Source organism: Janthinobacterium sp. GW823-FHT03B06 (assembly GCF_058796955.1).
In genome coordinates this window covers 143,429-159,147 of the sequence record NZ_JBXAJE010000006.1, presented here as the reverse complement: position 1 = coordinate 159,147, position 15,719 = coordinate 143,429, and the positions used below count along the sequence as shown (strand labels likewise).

The 15,719-nt window shown below is 61.5% G+C and carries 13 protein-coding genes and 1 tRNA gene; 5 read left to right on the top strand and 9 right to left on the bottom strand.

Annotation, left to right across the window (positions count from 1 at the left end):
- Positions 1-3 precede the first annotated feature (3 nt).
- The 5 genes from AC1RBA_RS20050 (at position 4) to AC1RBA_RS20030 (ending at position 5,750) form a co-directional block, all read left to right on the top strand.
- The gene (locus AC1RBA_RS20050) at positions 4-849 is read left to right on the top strand and encodes an undecaprenyl-diphosphate phosphatase (protein ID WP_070220493.1); all 846 of its coding nucleotides are present in this window, start codon (positions 4-6) and stop codon (positions 847-849) included.
- 6 nt (positions 850-855) lie between these two features.
- Entirely contained in the window at positions 856-2,679 is a 1,824-nt protein-coding gene (recQ, locus tag AC1RBA_RS20045; RefSeq protein WP_070220494.1) for a DNA helicase RecQ, read from the top strand.
- Positions 2,679-3,161 (top strand): hypothetical protein, encoded by a 483-nt coding sequence (locus AC1RBA_RS20040; RefSeq protein WP_070290863.1) that lies wholly within the window; start codon positions 2,679-2,681, stop codon positions 3,159-3,161. Before recQ ends, AC1RBA_RS20040 begins: the two co-directional genes overlap by 1 nt.
- 44 nt (positions 3,162-3,205) lie before the next feature.
- Complete coding sequence (locus tag AC1RBA_RS20035; protein ID WP_070290862.1) at positions 3,206-4,186, top strand: LysR family transcriptional regulator; 981 nt, start codon at positions 3,206-3,208, stop codon at positions 4,184-4,186.
- A gap of 277 nt (positions 4,187-4,463) precedes the next feature.
- Positions 4,464-5,750 (top strand): Glu/Leu/Phe/Val family dehydrogenase, encoded by a 1,287-nt coding sequence (locus AC1RBA_RS20030; protein ID WP_070220497.1) that lies wholly within the window; start codon positions 4,464-4,466, stop codon positions 5,748-5,750.
- Between the two features lie 170 nt (positions 5,751-5,920).
- Here AC1RBA_RS20030 and galE read toward each other — a convergent pair whose 3' ends face one another.
- The 9 genes from galE to AC1RBA_RS19985 form a co-directional block, all read right to left on the bottom strand.
- Entirely contained in the window at positions 5,921-6,940 is a 1,020-nt protein-coding gene (gene galE / locus AC1RBA_RS20025; protein WP_492419658.1) for a UDP-glucose 4-epimerase GalE, read from the bottom strand.
- Positions 6,941-7,096: 156 nt separating this feature from the next.
- Positions 7,097-7,777: a tRNA (guanosine(46)-N7)-methyltransferase TrmB gene (gene trmB / locus AC1RBA_RS20020; RefSeq protein ID WP_409027703.1), complete on the bottom strand. Its 681-nt coding sequence runs from the start codon at positions 7,775-7,777 to the stop codon at positions 7,097-7,099.
- Positions 7,778-7,869: 92 nt separating this feature from the next.
- A tRNA-Gly gene (locus AC1RBA_RS20015) sits at positions 7,870-7,943 on the bottom strand.
- A 246-nt stretch (positions 7,944-8,189) separates the two neighbouring features.
- Positions 8,190-9,062 carry a dTDP-4-dehydrorhamnose reductase gene (gene rfbD, locus AC1RBA_RS20010; protein ID WP_492419657.1) on the bottom strand — a complete coding sequence of 291 codons (873 nt, stop codon included), beginning with the start codon at positions 9,060-9,062 and terminating at the stop codon, positions 8,190-8,192.
- A 39-nt stretch (positions 9,063-9,101) separates the two neighbouring features.
- The gene (gene rfbC, locus AC1RBA_RS20005) at positions 9,102-9,647 is read right to left on the bottom strand and encodes a dTDP-4-dehydrorhamnose 3,5-epimerase (protein ID WP_070220504.1); all 546 of its coding nucleotides are present in this window, start codon (positions 9,645-9,647) and stop codon (positions 9,102-9,104) included.
- 44 nt (positions 9,648-9,691) lie between these two features.
- Positions 9,692-10,585 (bottom strand): glucose-1-phosphate thymidylyltransferase RfbA, encoded by an 894-nt coding sequence (gene rfbA, locus AC1RBA_RS20000; RefSeq protein ID WP_070220506.1) that lies wholly within the window; start codon positions 10,583-10,585, stop codon positions 9,692-9,694.
- Positions 10,585-11,664: a dTDP-glucose 4,6-dehydratase gene (rfbB, locus tag AC1RBA_RS19995; RefSeq protein ID WP_070220508.1), complete on the bottom strand. Its 1,080-nt coding sequence runs from the start codon at positions 11,662-11,664 to the stop codon at positions 10,585-10,587. Before rfbB ends, rfbA begins: the two co-directional genes overlap by 1 nt.
- Positions 11,665-11,933: 269 nt before the next feature.
- Positions 11,934-13,508: an SEL1-like repeat protein gene (locus AC1RBA_RS19990; protein ID WP_254679544.1), complete on the bottom strand. Its 1,575-nt coding sequence runs from the start codon at positions 13,506-13,508 to the stop codon at positions 11,934-11,936.
- Between the two features lie 2 nt (positions 13,509-13,510).
- On the bottom strand, positions 13,511-15,715 hold the full coding sequence (locus AC1RBA_RS19985) for an EAL domain-containing response regulator (RefSeq protein WP_070220512.1): 2,205 nt from the start codon (positions 15,713-15,715) through the stop codon (positions 13,511-13,513).
- Positions 15,716-15,719: the final 4 nt, after the last annotated feature.

The window sequence follows — 15,719 nt, the reverse complement described above, 5'->3', positions numbered from 1 at the left end:
TCTATGGATCTCATTCTTGCGCTAAAAGCCATCATCATGGGGCTGGTCGAAGGTTTTACCGAATTCTTGCCGATTTCGTCCACGGGACATCTGATCCTGGCCGGCAGCCTGCTCGACTTTACCAAGGATGTCTCGAAAGAAGTCATGGATGTCTTCGAGATCGCCATCCAGGCCGGCGCCATCCTTGCCGTATGCTGGGAATACCGCCAGCGCATCGGCAGCGTGCTGTCTACCTTCGGCAGCGAAGCGAAGTCGCGCAAGTTCGTGCTGAACGTGGCCATCGCCTTCCTGCCACTGGCGGTCATCGGACTGGCTATCGGCAAGATGATCAAGCATGCGCTTTTCAAGCCCGTTCCGGTCGCCATGGCCTTCATCATCGGCGGCATCGTGATTTTGCTGGTGGAGCGTCGCGCGCGCACCAATCCCGTCACCGTGCGCGTCAACTCGGTCGACGAAATGACGCCGTTCGACGCATTGAAAGTGGGCTGCGCGCAGGCCTTCGCGCTGATTCCCGGCACCAGCCGTTCCGGCTCGACCATCATCGGCGGCATGCTGCTGGGACTGTCGCGCAAGACGGCTACCGAATTCTCGTTCTTCCTGGCCATCCCCACCCTGCTGGCGGCCACCGCCTATTCTCTGTATAAAGCGCGCGACATCCTGTCGGCCACCGACGTGCCCCTGTTCGGCCTGGGCACCGTGGCCGCCTTCATTTCCGCCTTCCTGTGCGTGCGCTGGCTGCTGCGCTATATCAGCTCGCACGACTTCACGTTTTTTGCCTGGTACCGCATTGTGTTCGGCTTGCTGGTGTTGGCCAGCGCCCACTACGGCTGGGTTGTTTGGGCAGAATAAGGCACTATGAATCAAGATCTTAACCAGCGCGCGCTGCACCTGCTGCAAACCGTTTTCGGCTACCCGGCCTTCCGCGGCCAGCAAGCCGACATCGTCGACCACGTCAGCCATGGCGGCGACGCGCTGGTATTGATGCCCACGGGCGGCGGCAAGTCGCTGTGCTACCAGATTCCCGCGCTGCTGCGCGATGGCGTCGGCGTCGTCGTCTCGCCGCTGATCGCACTGATGCAGGACCAGGTGGACGCGCTGGAAGAAGTCGGCGTGCGCGCCGCCTTCCTGAACTCCACCCAGACCTACGAAGAAGCGAGCCGCATCGAGCGCCTGGTGCGCACGGGCGGCATCGACGTCGTCTACGTGGCGCCCGAGCGCCTGATGACGCAGCGCTGCCTTGACCTGTTCCAGGCGTCGAAGATCTCCCTGTTCGCCATCGACGAGGCGCACTGCGTAGCCCAGTGGGGCCACGACTTCCGTCCCGAATACATCAAGCTGTCGGTGCTGCACGAGCAGTTCCCGGACGTGCCGCGCATCGCGCTCACGGCCACGGCCGACCCGCAGACGCGCGCTGAAATCGCGCTGCGCCTGCAGCTGGAAGACGCGCGCCAGTTCGTCTCGTCCTTCGACCGCCCGAACATCCGCTACCAGATCGTGGAAAAGGCGAATGGCCGCAAGCAGCTGCTCGACTTCATCAACACGGAACACGCGGGCGACTGCGGCATCGTGTACTGCCTGTCGCGCAAAAAAGTCGAAGAGACGGCGGAATTTCTGAACCAGAGCGGCATCCGCGCCCTGCCCTATCACGCCGGCATGGAGTACGCCAAGCGCAGCGCCAACCAGGCGCGCTTCCTGCGCGAGGAAAACATCGTCATGGTCGCCACCATCGCCTTCGGCATGGGCATCGATAAGCCCGACGTGCGCTTCGTCGCGCATCTGGATCTGCCGAAAAGCATCGAGGGCTATTATCAGGAAACGGGGCGCGCGGGCCGCGACGGCATGGCCGCCAACGCCTGGATGGCGTACGGCTTGCAGGACGTGGTGCTGCAGCGGCGCATGATCGACGAATCGGAAGCGGACGACACCTTCAAGCGCGTGCTGGGCGTGAAGCTCGACGCCATGCTGGGCCTGTGCGAAACGCTCAGCTGCCGCCGCATGCGATTGCTCGAATACTTCGGCGAACCGGCTTCGCCGTGCGGCAATTGCGACACCTGCCTGGTGCCGCCCGTGTCGTTCGACGGCACGGTGCCCGTGCAAAAACTGCTGTCGGCCATCTACCGCGTCGACCAGCGCTTCGCCGGCGGCCACGTGATCGACGTGTTGCGCGGCGTGGAATCGGAACGCATCAAGACCTGGCACCACGATTCGCTGTCGGTCTTCGGCATCGGCTCGGACCTGGGCGAAGCGGAATGGAAATCGATTTTGCGCCAAGCCATCGCGCTCGGCCTCGTCTCGGTCGACCATGAACAATACAGCTCGCTGAAACTGACGGACGCCTCGCGCCCCGTGCTCAAGGGCGGCCAGAAGGTGCAGCTGCGCCAGTACCAGAAACCGGTGAAAACCAGCAAGCGCAGCACCAGCGTGGCGAAGGGTTATGTCGAGACGGACTTGTCCACCAGCGAGCAGGCGATCTTCGACAAACTGCGCTGGTGGCGCGTGGAAACGGCGCGCACCCACAACGTGCCCGCCTACGTGATTTTCGTCGACGCCACCCTGCGCGAAATCGCCAAGGCCAAGCCCACCTCGCTCGAGCAGATGCGCGGCGTGAGCGGCGTGGGCGAGAAAAAACTGGCCTCGTACGGCGACGAAATCGTCGCCATGATCCTGGAGATGATTTAATGGAAGCACTCTCGCCCGACCTGATTTACCAGGCCGTGAAAATCCTCGGCGCCCAGCCTGACGCAGAAGACGCGGTGGAAGCGCAAGTACGTACCCTGGTCGGCGACGACCTGACGGTGCGTCGCCTGGCCGACGTGGTGCCGGAAGCCTTCGGCCTGGTGCTGGTGTCGCACCTTCCCGGCGCCGAAAACATGACCTTGCCCGCCACCTTCCGCGCCCAGGACGAGGACGGCGAATGGGTGGAGTTCCCCTTGCGCCGCGAGCCGATCTTTGTCGTCGCCGCGGATATCGCCCAGCATACTTTCCACAACGGCCCGCGCGCCCTGATAAAAAATCTCGCCGACCGCAGCTCCTTGCTGTCGGCCATCAACAAGGCCTTGAACGCGGGTGGCTCGCTCGATGGCACGACCCTGGGTCCGCCCTCCTTCTTCGGCCTGCCGGCATCGCTGTACCGGCCGGCGGCATCGGCCGAGACGCCCTGACCACTCCACCTAGCCCCTGCCCTTGACAAGAGAACGCCGCCGCGATGGAAACCAAATGGCTGGAAGACTTCATCTCGCTCGCTGAAACGCATAATTTCAGCCGTTCCGCGGCCCTGCGCCACGTGACCCAGCCGGCCTTTTCGCGGCGCATCCAGTCGCTGGAAAACTGGCTCGGCATCGACCTGGTCGACCGCACCTCGTACCCGACGCGGCTGACGCCCGCTGGCGCCGTGTTCTACGAGCAGGCGCTGGAAATGCTGGGGCAGATCAACGGCGTGCGCGCCCTGTTGCGCGGCAAGCGCGCGGCCACGCAAACGAGCGTCGACTTCGCCGTGCCGCACACCCTGTCGCTGACCTTCATGCCGAAATGGCTGACGGCGCTGGAAGAAGGTTTTGCGCCGATCAACAGCCGTTTGATGGCCCTGAACGTGCACGACGCCGTACTGCAGCTGGTCGACGGCGGCTGCGACCTGCTGCTGTGCTATCACCATCCGCGCCAGCCGGTGCAGCTCGATCCGGGCCGCTACGACATGCTGGTGATGGGCCGCGAAACCCTGCGCGCATATGCGCGCTGCGGCCAGGACAAGGTGCCGGACTTCGTCCTGCCCGGCAGCGCCAGGGAGCCGCTGCCCTTCCTCTCCTACACCAACAACGCCTACCTGGGGCGCATGGTGGAACTGCTGCTGGCCGACGCCAAGGCGCCCCTGTTCCTGGAAACCTGCTACGAAACGGACATGGCCGAAGGCTTGAAAATGATGGCGCTGGAAGGCCGCGGCATCGCCTTCCTGCCCGAATCGGCCGTCATGCGCGACGTCAAATACAAGCACCTGGCACGCGCCGACGGCGGCGCGCCTGGATGGGAAATCGAGCTGGAAATCCGCTTGTACCGCGAGCGCCCGTCCAGCCTGCGCCCCGGCAAGCAGATCGTCGAAAGCCTGTGGCAATACCTGGTGCAGGTGCAGGAAAGCGCCGCGCGCGGCGGAAAAAAACGCCGGCGCGCGGCTGTCACCACCATTCCATCCTGACCTCCTAACTATGCAATAAATGCATAACCGGATGCGCACAAAGCATTGGCCGGGGCATGAGGCTATCGCCTACGATGCGGTTCCGCTGCGCGCAACTCAATTGATTGCGCCTACCACAGCATTTTTGAATGCCAGGAAAAATCGTAGCGAGCGGCAGTGATTTGTGGCCGAGAAGCGCAGCTGTACCAAGGTACAGCGAGCATCGCCGGCCGCAAAGCACGACGCGCAGTAGATTTTTCGGCATTACACCACCGTTTTGTCCAGGAGCTTATCAAGCATGACCAGCAAGCACGCACTTCCTTCCTACCTCAATCCTGAAGACCTGGGCCCATGGGGCGTCTACCTCGAGCAGATCGACCGCGTCACGCCGTACCTGGGCAACCTGTCGCGCTGGGTGGAAACGCTGAAGCGTCCAAAGCGCATCCTGACGGTCGACGTGCCTATCGAGCGCGATGACGGCACCATTGCCCACTACGAAGGCTACCGCGTGCAGCACAATCTGTCGCGCGGCCCGGGTAAAGGCGGCGTACGCTTCCACCAGGACGTGACCCTGTCGGAAGTGATGGCCCTGTCGGCCTGGATGACGGTCAAGAACGCGGCGGTCAACGTGCCATACGGCGGCGCCAAGGGCGGTATCCGCGTCGATCCGAAGACCCTGTCGCGCAACGAACTGCAACGCCTGACCCGCCGCTACACGAGCGAGATCAGCATGATCATCGGACCGAACAAGGATATCCCGGCGCCGGACGTCAACACGAATGAACAAGTCATGGCGTGGATGATGGACAGCTACGCCATGATCGGCGGCAATATGTCGACCGGCGTGGTGACGGGCAAACCGATCTCGCTGGGCGGCAGCCTGGGTCGCCGCGATGCGACGGGCCGCGGCGTGTTCGTCGTCGGTTGCGATGCGGCCGCCAAGGTCGGCATGTCGCTCGAAGGCGCGAAAGTCATCGTGCAAGGTTTCGGCAACGTGGGCGGCGTCGCTGCCCGCATGTTCGCTGAAGCCGGCTCGAAAGTGGTCGCGGTACAAGACCACAAGACCACCGTCGTGCATTCCGGCGGCTTGAACATCCCGCAATTGCTGGCACACGTGGCCGAAGTGGGCAGCGTCGAAGGCTTCCCGGGCGCCGAGGCATTCGTGCCGCGCGAAGATTTCTGGGGCATCGATTGCGACATCCTGATCCCGGCCGCGCTGGAACAGCAGATCACGGCCGAACGCGCACAAGTCATCCGCGCCAAGATCATCCTGGAAGGCGCCAACGGCCCGACCCTGCCTGCAGCGGACGACATCCTGACCGACCGCGGCGTGCTGATCGTGCCAGACGTGCTGGCCAACGCCGGCGGCGTGACCGTCAGCTACTTCGAGTGGGCGCAGAACTTCTCGAGCTTCTTCTGGACGGAAGAAGAAATCAACAGCCGCCTGACCCGCATCATGCGCGAAGCGTTCGACGCGGTATGGCAAGTGTCGCAAGAGAAGAAAGTGTCGATGCGTACCGCCACCTTCATCCTGGCGTGCACGCGCGTGCTGCAGGCGCGCGAAGTACGCGGCCTGTATCCATAATGGCTGCCTGAGAAAATGCCCGGGGCGTTGTTGCCTGCCCCTCGCCGTACTGTCTTCGGATTTGCGCCTGGCCCCAGACATTTTTCAGGCGCCATTGAGTTACTGGCGCTGTTAAAAAAATCCCGCCACACTTGCGTGTGAGCGGGATTTTTTGTATCTGGCGGACTTTTTTACGCCGCGTAGCCTTGCGGATTCTGGTGCTGCCAGCGCCAGTGGTCGCGGCACATGTCGTCGATGTTTTTCTGCGCTTGCCAGCCCAGCAATTGCTTCGCCTTGTCGGCCGAGGCGTAGCAGCTGGCGATGTCGCCGGGGCGGCGCGGCACGATGTCGTATGGCACCTTGCGGCCGCTGGCGGCCTCGAAGGCGCGTACGGTATCAAGCACGCTATAACCGTGACCCGTGCCCAGGTTGACGGTAAAGCCGCCCTCGGTGGAGAACAGGCGGTTCAACGCCGCCACATGGCCCAGCGCCAGGTCGACCACGTGGATGTAGTCGCGCACGCCCGTACCGTCCGGCGTGTCGTAGTCGTTGCCGAAGACGGCCAGGCGCTCGCGGCGGCCCACGGCCACCTGGGCGATGAAGGGCATCAGATTGTTCGGGATGCCGGCCGGATCTTCGCCGATCAAGCCGCTGGCATGCGCGCCGACGGGATTAAAGTAGCGCAATACACCGACTTGCCATTGCGCATCGGCATGCACGAGATCGGTCAGGATCTCCTCGACCATCAGCTTCGAGCGGCCGTACGGATTGGTCACGGACAGGCGCGACGATTCCACGATCGGCAAGGCTTCCGGATCGCCATACACGGTGGCCGACGAGCTGAACACAAAACGCTTCACGTTCGCCGCCGCCAGCACTTCCAGCAGCGCCACGGTGCCCGACACATTGTTGTCCATGTACATCAGCGGCTGGGCCACGGACTCCCCCACGGCTTTCAAGCCGGCGAAATGGATCACCGCATCGATGGCATGCTCGCGCAAGACGGCGGCCATGGCCGTGCGGTCGCGCACGTCCGCTTCATAGAAGGGCACGCTTTTGCCGGCAATGCGCTCCACGCGCGCCATCGCTTCGCGCGCGCTATTGCACAGATTATCCACCGCGACCACCTCAAAACCGGCAGCCAGCAATTCGATACAGGTATGCGAACCGATGAAACCGGATGCGCCGGTCACGAGTATTTTCTTGGACATAATATCAATCAATGCAAAAAAGATAAGACTAGCGGAATTTCCCCGCTTTGCCAAGCCCGCACAAGGCTGCGCAAGTAATAAAAAAGCCCGCCGCATTGCTGCGGCAGGCTTCATTTTTATGCAAATGGCAGGGGTGGGCAAGCCGCCATAATGCGTTTATTTCTTGATGAACACCAGATCCCACACCCCATGGCCCAGCTTCAAACCGCGGTTTTCAAACTTGGTCAGCGGACGATATGCCGGTTGCGGCGCATAGGCATCGGCGCTATTGCGCAGTTGCAGCTCGGCGCCCAGCACGTCCAGCATTTGCACCGCGTAATCTTCCCAATCGGTGGCGCAATGCAGATAGCCGCCCGGCGCCAGGCGGTCGGTCAATTGCTTGACGAATGGCGACTGGATCAAACGACGCTTGTTGTGGCGCGCCTTGTGCCATGGATCAGGGAAAAACACATGGATGCCGGCCAGCGAATTGGCTGGGATCATGTGCGTAAGCACTTCCACCGCATCGTGCTGCAGCAAGCGCAGATTCGTCAGCGACTCTTCGCCGATCAGCTTCAACAGGCTGCCGACGCCAGGCGTATGCACTTCGACGCCGATGAAATCCTTCTCCGGCATGGCTTTGGCGATATGCGCCGTCGTCGCGCCCATGCCGAAACCGATTTCCAGGATCACGGGCGCCTTGCGGCCGAACACCTGCTCGAAGTCCATGGACTCCTTGGCGAATGGCAACAGGAACTGCGGCCCCAAGGTCTCAAGCGCGCGCGCCTGCGCGACAGACAGCCGTCCCGCGCGGGTGACGAAACTGCGGATGCGGTGTTCGGTCGGATCGTACATCATCGGCCGCGCCGGGCCGTTTGCTGGGGTATCAGAAGACATGGGAATGGAGAAATAAGTAGCCGCGCCGCATCAAGCCAGGCGCCAGCGAAAAATGGAGCGGGTGAAGGGAATCGAACCCTCGTCGTAAGCTTGGGAAGCTTCTGCTCTACCATTGAGCTACACCCGCGAAGCCTGCATTTTACGCGGGATGGCGAGTACTTGGCAAATTTGTGGAGTGCCGCGCATGGCTGCGACGTCCTCTTCAGGACCTGGACCATATGGCAAACATGGATATCGTTTTCAACGATCAGGTCTTCGGACTTCCGGTCGTTGGCCAGCATTCTGTCGGCTCCGCCTGAGCAGCTCGGGGCCTGGCTTGCCCCGTTAGTTCAGCTTTACAACGGCAATTGTTTCTCTTACATGTTTTATATCCTCAGTCCTGGCATAGCTTCAACGCATCCTGCCACTGCGGCAATCCGCAGAAGGTCTTCTTCAACCGTTCCGAAGACAGCACCGAATTGGCAGGCCGCCGTGCGGGTACCGGGTAGGCTTGCGCGAGTATCGGTCTGAGACGCGGCTTCTTGGCAATCGAGGCATGTGCCATGATCGCCTCAGTGAAGCCAAACCAGCTGGTTTGTCCCTGTGCCGTCAAGTGATATAAACCAGAGCGTTTGTCCCACCACGCTTGGCGGTTCGTGGCAATGACGCTTTGCGCCACGATATGCGCGGTGGTGTCGGCGATGGTGCGGCTCCAGGTGGGTGCACCGACCTGGTCGGAAACGATACTGAGCTCGTCGCGCTCCTGCGCCAGGCGGAGCATGGTCAGCAGAAAGTTCTTTCCATGCATGCTGTAGACCCAGCTGGTGCGCAGGATCAGATGCGGGATGCCGGCTGCCTGGATCGCCTGTTCGCCGGACAGCTTGCTACTGCCGTACACATTGACAGGGCACGTCGGATCGGTCTCGACATAGGGACCGTTTTTCGATCCATCAAAGACATAATCAGTGCTGTAATGAATCATTGCAGCACCTAATTTTTTTGCTTCCTCGGCCATGACAGCCGGCGCCTCGCCATTGATGCGCATGGCCAACTCTGGCTCGCTTTCCGCTTTGTCGACGGCGGTGTAGGCGGCCGGGTTGACGATCAGCGTCGGCTTGAGGCGGCGGATCATGTCGCGTACCTGGGTCAAATCGGCCAGATCCATCTGCCTGCGGTCGAGCGCGATGATTTCTCCCAGGCCTTGCAGGCTGCGTTCCAGTTCGTAGCCAACCTGGCCGGTTTTTCCTGTAATTAAGATACGGATCATAATTGTTCCAGTGAATGCGGCACGGCTGTCTTGCCGTGCTCAGGCAAAGACGTCGGCATGGGCCAGCAACGTCGCGGCTTTGTCCTTGCCCGACAAGAGCGGTTCGCCGTCCAGCGGCCAGTCGATGCCGATTGCCGGATCATTCCACAAGATACTACGCTCAAATTCCGGCGCCCAGTAATCGGTGGTTTTGTACAAAAATTCAGCGTTGTCGCTGGTTACCAGGAAGCCGTGGGCGAAGCCTTCGGGAATCCATAGCTGGCGTTTGTTGGCAGCCGACAGCACCACGCCGACCCAGCGACCGAAGCTTGGCGAATTTTTACGCAGGTCGACAGTGACGTCGAATACTGCGCCGGCGGTGACGCGCACCAGTTTGCCTTGCGGCTGCTGGATCTGATAATGCAGGCCGCGCAACACCCCCTTGGCCGACTTGGAATGATTGTCTTGCACGAAAGAGCGCGTAACGCCGGTCAGTTCGGCAAAGCGCTTCTGGTTAAAGCTTTCATAGAAAAAGCCGCGGTCGTCACCGAATACCGTCGGTTCGAGTATCAATATGTCAGGTATGGCTGTGGTCTGGATTTGCATGGTATATCGGTATCGTATGAACTAGGTGGAAAGCGCGGCGCACCTCAGAATATTTTGTCGTCGAGCAAACGCAACAGATATTGACCGTAGGCGTTTTTCTTCAACGGCCGGGCTAGCTGCTCCAGTTTGGCGGCATCGATATATCCCTTGCGGTAAGCGATTTCCTCGGGGCAGGCAACTTTCAAGCCCTGGCGGTTTTCAATGGTAGCGATGAATTGGCCCGCTTCCAACAAGGATTCATGGGTGCCCGTATCAAGCCAGGCCATGCCGCGGCCCATCAATTCGACGTTCAATTGGCCGCGTTCCAAGTAGGCGCGGTTGACATCCGTGATTTCCAGCTCGCCACGCGCAGAAGGCACGATACTGGCGGCGATGTCGCAGACCTGGCTGTCGTAGAAATACAGGCCGGTGACGGCGTAATTCGATTTTGGCTTGAGCGGCTTTTCCTCGATGCTGACGGCGTGACGTTGCGCGTCGAAATCGATCACGCCATAGCGTTGCGGATCGGTGACATGGTAAGCGAACACGGTCGAGCCGCTGGTGCGTGCCGAGGCTACGCGCAACTGCGTTTCAAAGTCATGGCCATAATAGATGTTGTCGCCCAGAATCAGGGCCGATGGCGCATTGCCGACAAATTCTTTGCCAATGATGAACGCCTGTGCCAGGCCATCCGGCGTGGGTTGCACGGCGTAGCTGAGTTTGATGCCCCACTGGCTGCCGTCACCCAGCAACTCCTGGAAGCGCGGCGTATCTTGTGGTGTGGAAATGATCAGGATGTCGCGTATGCCAGCCAGCATCAGCGTGGTCAGCGGATAGTAGATCATCGGCTTGTCATACACGGGCAGCAGCTGCTTCGACACGGCCATGGTGACAGGGTACAGGCGCGTGCCGGAACCGCCTGCGAGGATGATGCCCTTGCGTTCGATGGCGTTTCCCATTATTGCTGCTCCTCGGCTGTGTCGCGTGCCGCGTAATTTTTCTCTACCCACTTCAGGTAATCGCCCGACTGCACATCACGTACCCAGACCTGGTTGTCCATATACCACTGGACGGTCTTGCGGATGCCAGTGGCGAAGGTTTCGGCCGGCTTCCAGCCCAGTTCGCGCTCGATCTTGCGCGCGTCGATGGCATAGCGACGGTCGTGGCCTGGGCGATCCAGTACGTAGGTGATTTGTTCGCGATAGCTGCCGGACGCCTTGGGATCGAGCGTATCGAGGATGTCGCACAAGATATGCACGACTTCCAGATTGGCCATTTCATTCCAGCCGCCCACGTTGTAGACCTCGCCCAGGCGTCCCGCTTCCAGGACGCGGCGGATCGCCGCGCAATGGTCGCCCACGTACAGCCAGTCGCGCACTTGCATACCATCGCCATAGATAGGCAAGGCCTTGCCGGCACGGGCATTGCTGATGATGAGCGGAATCAGTTTTTCCGGGAAATGGAAGGAACCATAGTTGTTAGAGCAGTTGGTGGTAAGCACCGGCATGCCATAGGTATGGAAATACGCGCGCACCAGATGATCGGACGCCGCTTTCGATGCCGAATAGGGACTGTTGGGCGCATACGGCGTCGTTTCCGTAAATGGCGGGTCGTTCGGTCCCAGGGTGCCGTACACCTCGTCGGTCGAGACGTGCAGGAAACGGAAGCCGTCCCTGGCGTCGCCTGTCAGGCCAGACCAGTAAGCACGTGCGGCCTCGAGCAGGCTGAAGGTGCCGTTGACGTTGGTGGTAATGAATTCGCCGGGGCTATGGATCGAGCGATCGACATGGCTCTCTGCTGCAAAATGCACGATGGCACGGGGCTGGTGTTCGGCCAGCAGGCGGGAGACGTGGGCAGTATCGCAAATATCGCCGCGTACGAAGATATGCCGCGGGTCTTGCTCCAGACTGGCCAGATTGCTGAGATTGCCAGCGTAGGTCAGTTTGTCAAAATTGATTACAGGCTCATCGTTGAGCGCCAGCCAGTCTCTTACAAAGTTGGAACCGATGAAGCCGGCGCCACCAGTCACTAAAATCATATTACTTTCCTTTGCTCACTTGAACGAATTCACAGGCGTTCCCGAGTGTGCAATCGTCGATGGACGACCTGACTGAACGTACTACTGCGACAGAATATTATGTGTTTGATATTTTTTTTGAATATTATGATACTCTCATTCGGGATTAATATGCGCAATCTTTCTTGAAGATGGCGTTAACCGTTTTCAGTAAAATAAAGACCCATTCTTGACATACCTGGCATCCTCAATGCCAGCGTGGCGCGCGACGATTTTAATGAGAGCGTGAATTAATCGGCCAGCGCTTCCAGGCGCTCGCGCACCTGGTTCAGATCCGTCTCGCGCATGCGCGCCGCCGTCTGGCGCAGGGATTTTTCCGCGCCGGCCACGCCGGCCGCCGAGGCCATTGACAGCCAGATATACGCCTGCTGCAAATCGAGCGGAGCGCCCTGGCCGCTGGCCGCCATCAAGCCCAGATTCATCTGCGCCCGCGCATGGCCCTGGCGCGCGGCCAGCGCATACCAGTCCCAGGCGGCGGCATAGTCCTGCGGCACGTCCTGGCCATTGTCGTGCCGCAGGCCCAGCGCGAACTGGGCCAGGCTGTGGCCCTGGGCGGCGGCGCGGCAGTAACAGGCGCATGCCTGCTGGCTGTCGGGTGCAGGACCATCGTCGCGGTCGTGCAAGACGCCCTGCATGTATTGCGCCGGCGCGTAATCCTGCTCGGCGGCGCGGCGGTACCATTCCAGCGCCAGCGACAGATCCTGCGGCACACCCTGGCCATGCTCATAGCGCAGGCCCAGGTCGAACTGCGCGCGCACATGTCCCTGGTCGGCCGCCTTGCGGTACCAGAAGATGGCTTCCTGCGCATCGGCAGGCACGCCCTGTCCATGCTCATGCAGCAGTCCCAGCTGATACTGCGCGGCGGGGAAGCCCTGCTCGGCGGCCTGGCGGTAAAACGCTTGCGCCTGCGCGTAATCGTGGGCGCCATGTTCATGATGCAGGCCCAGGTTGTGCTGGGCCGCCGCATGCCCCAGTCCCGCCGCCTTGACATACCACTCCAGCGCCGCCTGTTTATCGCAAGGCACGCCCTGGCCATTGTCGTAAATCAGGCCCAGGTTGAACTGCGAACTGGCGTGGCCCTGCTCGGCCGCGCGCCGGTACCAGCTGATCGCCTGCCGGCTGTCCTGCGGCAGCACGTCGCCATTTTCATAGCGCAGCGCCAGGTTGAACTGGGCCGGCGCATAACCCTGCTCGGCGGCCTTGCGCATCCAGGCCGTCGCCTGCTGGCGATCCTGGCGCACGCCCTGGCCATTGTCGTAGCGCAGACCCAGGTTGAACTGCGCACGCGCATAGCCCTGTTCGGCCGCCTTGCGGTACCAGGCGATGGCTTGCACGAAGTCCTGCGGCACGCCCTTGCCATTGTCATACATCATGCCCAGGTTGTTTTGCGCGCCCGCGTCGCCCTGTTCCGCCGCGCGGCTGAACCACAGCATGGCTTGCCCGCTATCTTGCGCGAGTCCCTGGCCCTTGGCATACAGCCAGCCCAGGTTGTACTGGGCCGCCGCGTAGCCCTGTTCGGCCGCCTGCTGGTACCAGTGCGCCGCCTGCGCAAAATCCTGCGGCACGCCCTGGCCCTTCTGGCACATCACGCCCAGGTTGTATTGCGCATGCTCGAGTCCCTGCGCGGCAGCCAGGCCGTACCAGTGCAGCGCCAGCGCATAGCTTTGCCCGATACCCTGGCCATTGAAATACATGAAGCCCAGGCTGTGCTGGGCGTTCGCATTGCCTTTCTCGGCCAGTCCTTTCAGGCGCAGGTAGTCAGCCGTGTAATGAGCAGCCGTGTAGCGGGGATCGGCAAGCGACACGGTCAAGCCTCGATGGTCAGCGTCGGGGACGGCGCGGGAGCGGCATCGGCGATCAGGCGGTTCTGCTCCTGCAGCACGCCGATAAAACTGCCCAGCGAAATGGGCCGGTGGTACAGATAGCCCTGCATCGTGGTGCAGCCCTTGTCCTGCAGGTAGCGCGCCTGCCCTTCCGTCTCCACACCCTCGGCGATCAGGTGCAGGCCCAGGCCGCGCGCAATCGAGATGATGGCCAGGATGACGGGATAGTGTCCGTGCTCGTCGTGGATTTCCTTCACAAACGACTGGTCGATCTTGATGGTGTGGATGGGGAAGCGGTGCAGGTACGACAGCGAGGAATAGCCGGTGCCGAAATCGTCGATGGCCACCGACACGCCCAGCTGGCACAGCTTGTTCAACTGCTCGATCGCGTACTGCGGGTTGCGGATGCAGATGTTTTCCGTGATCTCGACTTCGATCTTTTCCGGCGCGATGCCGTAGCGCGTCAGCGCGCCGCGCATCTTCTCGAAAAAGTCGCCCCGGTCCAGGTATTGCGGCGACAAATTGAGCGACAGGCGCACGGCTTCGCCGCCAGCCGCGTTCCACTGCACCAGGTCGCGGCACAGGGCGCCCAGCATCCAGTCCGAGATCGGCAGCATCAAGCCGTTTTCCTCGGCGAACGGCAGGAATTCGCCGGCCGTCAGCAAACCCCGCTGCGGGTGGTTCCAGCGCATCAGGCCTTCGGCGCCAACGATGCGGCCCGTCATCACATCCACCTGCGGCTGGTAATACATCTCCAGCTGATTCAGCTCCAGCGCCTTGCGCAGGCTCTGCTCGAGCGCGATCTTCTGGTGCGACACGTCGAGCATGGACTCGTGATAGAAACTGTGGCCGTTCTTGCCCAGCGCCTTGACCTGGTACATGGCGATGTCGGCGTGGCGCAGCAGCTCGTCGATGGTCTCGCCGTCGCCCGGATAGATGGCGATGCCGATGGACGCCGAAATATGCACCTGGTTGCCATCGAGGTCGAACGGCTGGTGCAGGCATTCGAGGAATTTGTCGGCGATCAGGCGCGCATCCTGGCGGTCGCGCAGTTCCGGCAGCACGATGGTGAATTCATCGCCGCCCTGGCGCGCCAGGGTATCGCCGCGGCGCAGGCAATCCTTCAGGCGCAGCGCCACCTGCTGCAGCAGCTCGTCGCCCTTCACGTGGCCCAGGGTGTCGTTGACCAGCTTGAAACGATCGAGGTCGATGAACATCACGGCCAGTTCCGTCAGCTTGCGCCGCGCCTGGATCACGGCCAGCCCCAGGCGGTCCTTGAACAGCATGCGGTTCGGCAGGTCCGTCAGGATGTCGTGATAGGCCTGGTAAGAGATGACTTCCTCGGCGCGCTTGCGGTCGGTGATATCGCGCGCCACGCCGTAGGTGCCGAAGTACTCCTGCTTTTTCGCTTCCTGATCGTGGCCGTGCATGCCGATCGAATTGAGCGGAATCGTCATCAGGGTGTTGTTGAAGGTCCGGTCGCTGCCGCTGCCGCTATGGCACTTCAGGCGCAGTTCCACATTGCGCGAGGCGCGCTCGTCGAGGCGGCGTTCGTTGAAGGCATAGCGCGCCCGCTCCTGGTCTTCATCGTGTACGAGAATCGAGTAATGGCTGCCGATCAGCTCCTCGCGGCTAAAGCCCAGCAACTGGTGCACCCTGTCGTTGATGAAAGTGATGCGGCCTTCGTGGTTCAGCGTATAGATGATGTCGGGTGAGCTGTCGACCAGGTAGCGGTACATCTTTTCCGAGTTTTCCAGCTGCAGCGCGATGCGCTCGTTCTCCAGCGCCAGCTGGCTCTTTTGCAGCGCGTTCTCCACCGTCTTGAGCAGCTCCTCGCGGCTGTAGGGCTTGCGCAGATAATCGTAGGCCCCGCGTTTGAGGGCGCCGATGGCCGCCTCGATGCCGACGTCGCCGCTCATGACGATCACGTCGCCCTCGATGCCGCGCCGGTTGATGTGGTCCATGATTTCATGGCCGCTCATGTCGGGCAGGCGCAAGTCGAGCAGGATCAGGTCGAAGCGCAGTTTCGACAACTGCGCCAGCGCCTCGCTGCCGCAGGTGGCCGTGTGCAGCTGGTAGCCGCGGTCCTTCAGCAATTCGTGGAGAGAGGCGAGCAGGCGGGGCTCGTCGTCGACCAGCAAAATGCGCGGGCTGTTTTCCAGGTCAAACGGAATGGCGGAGGAGTTCATGGAC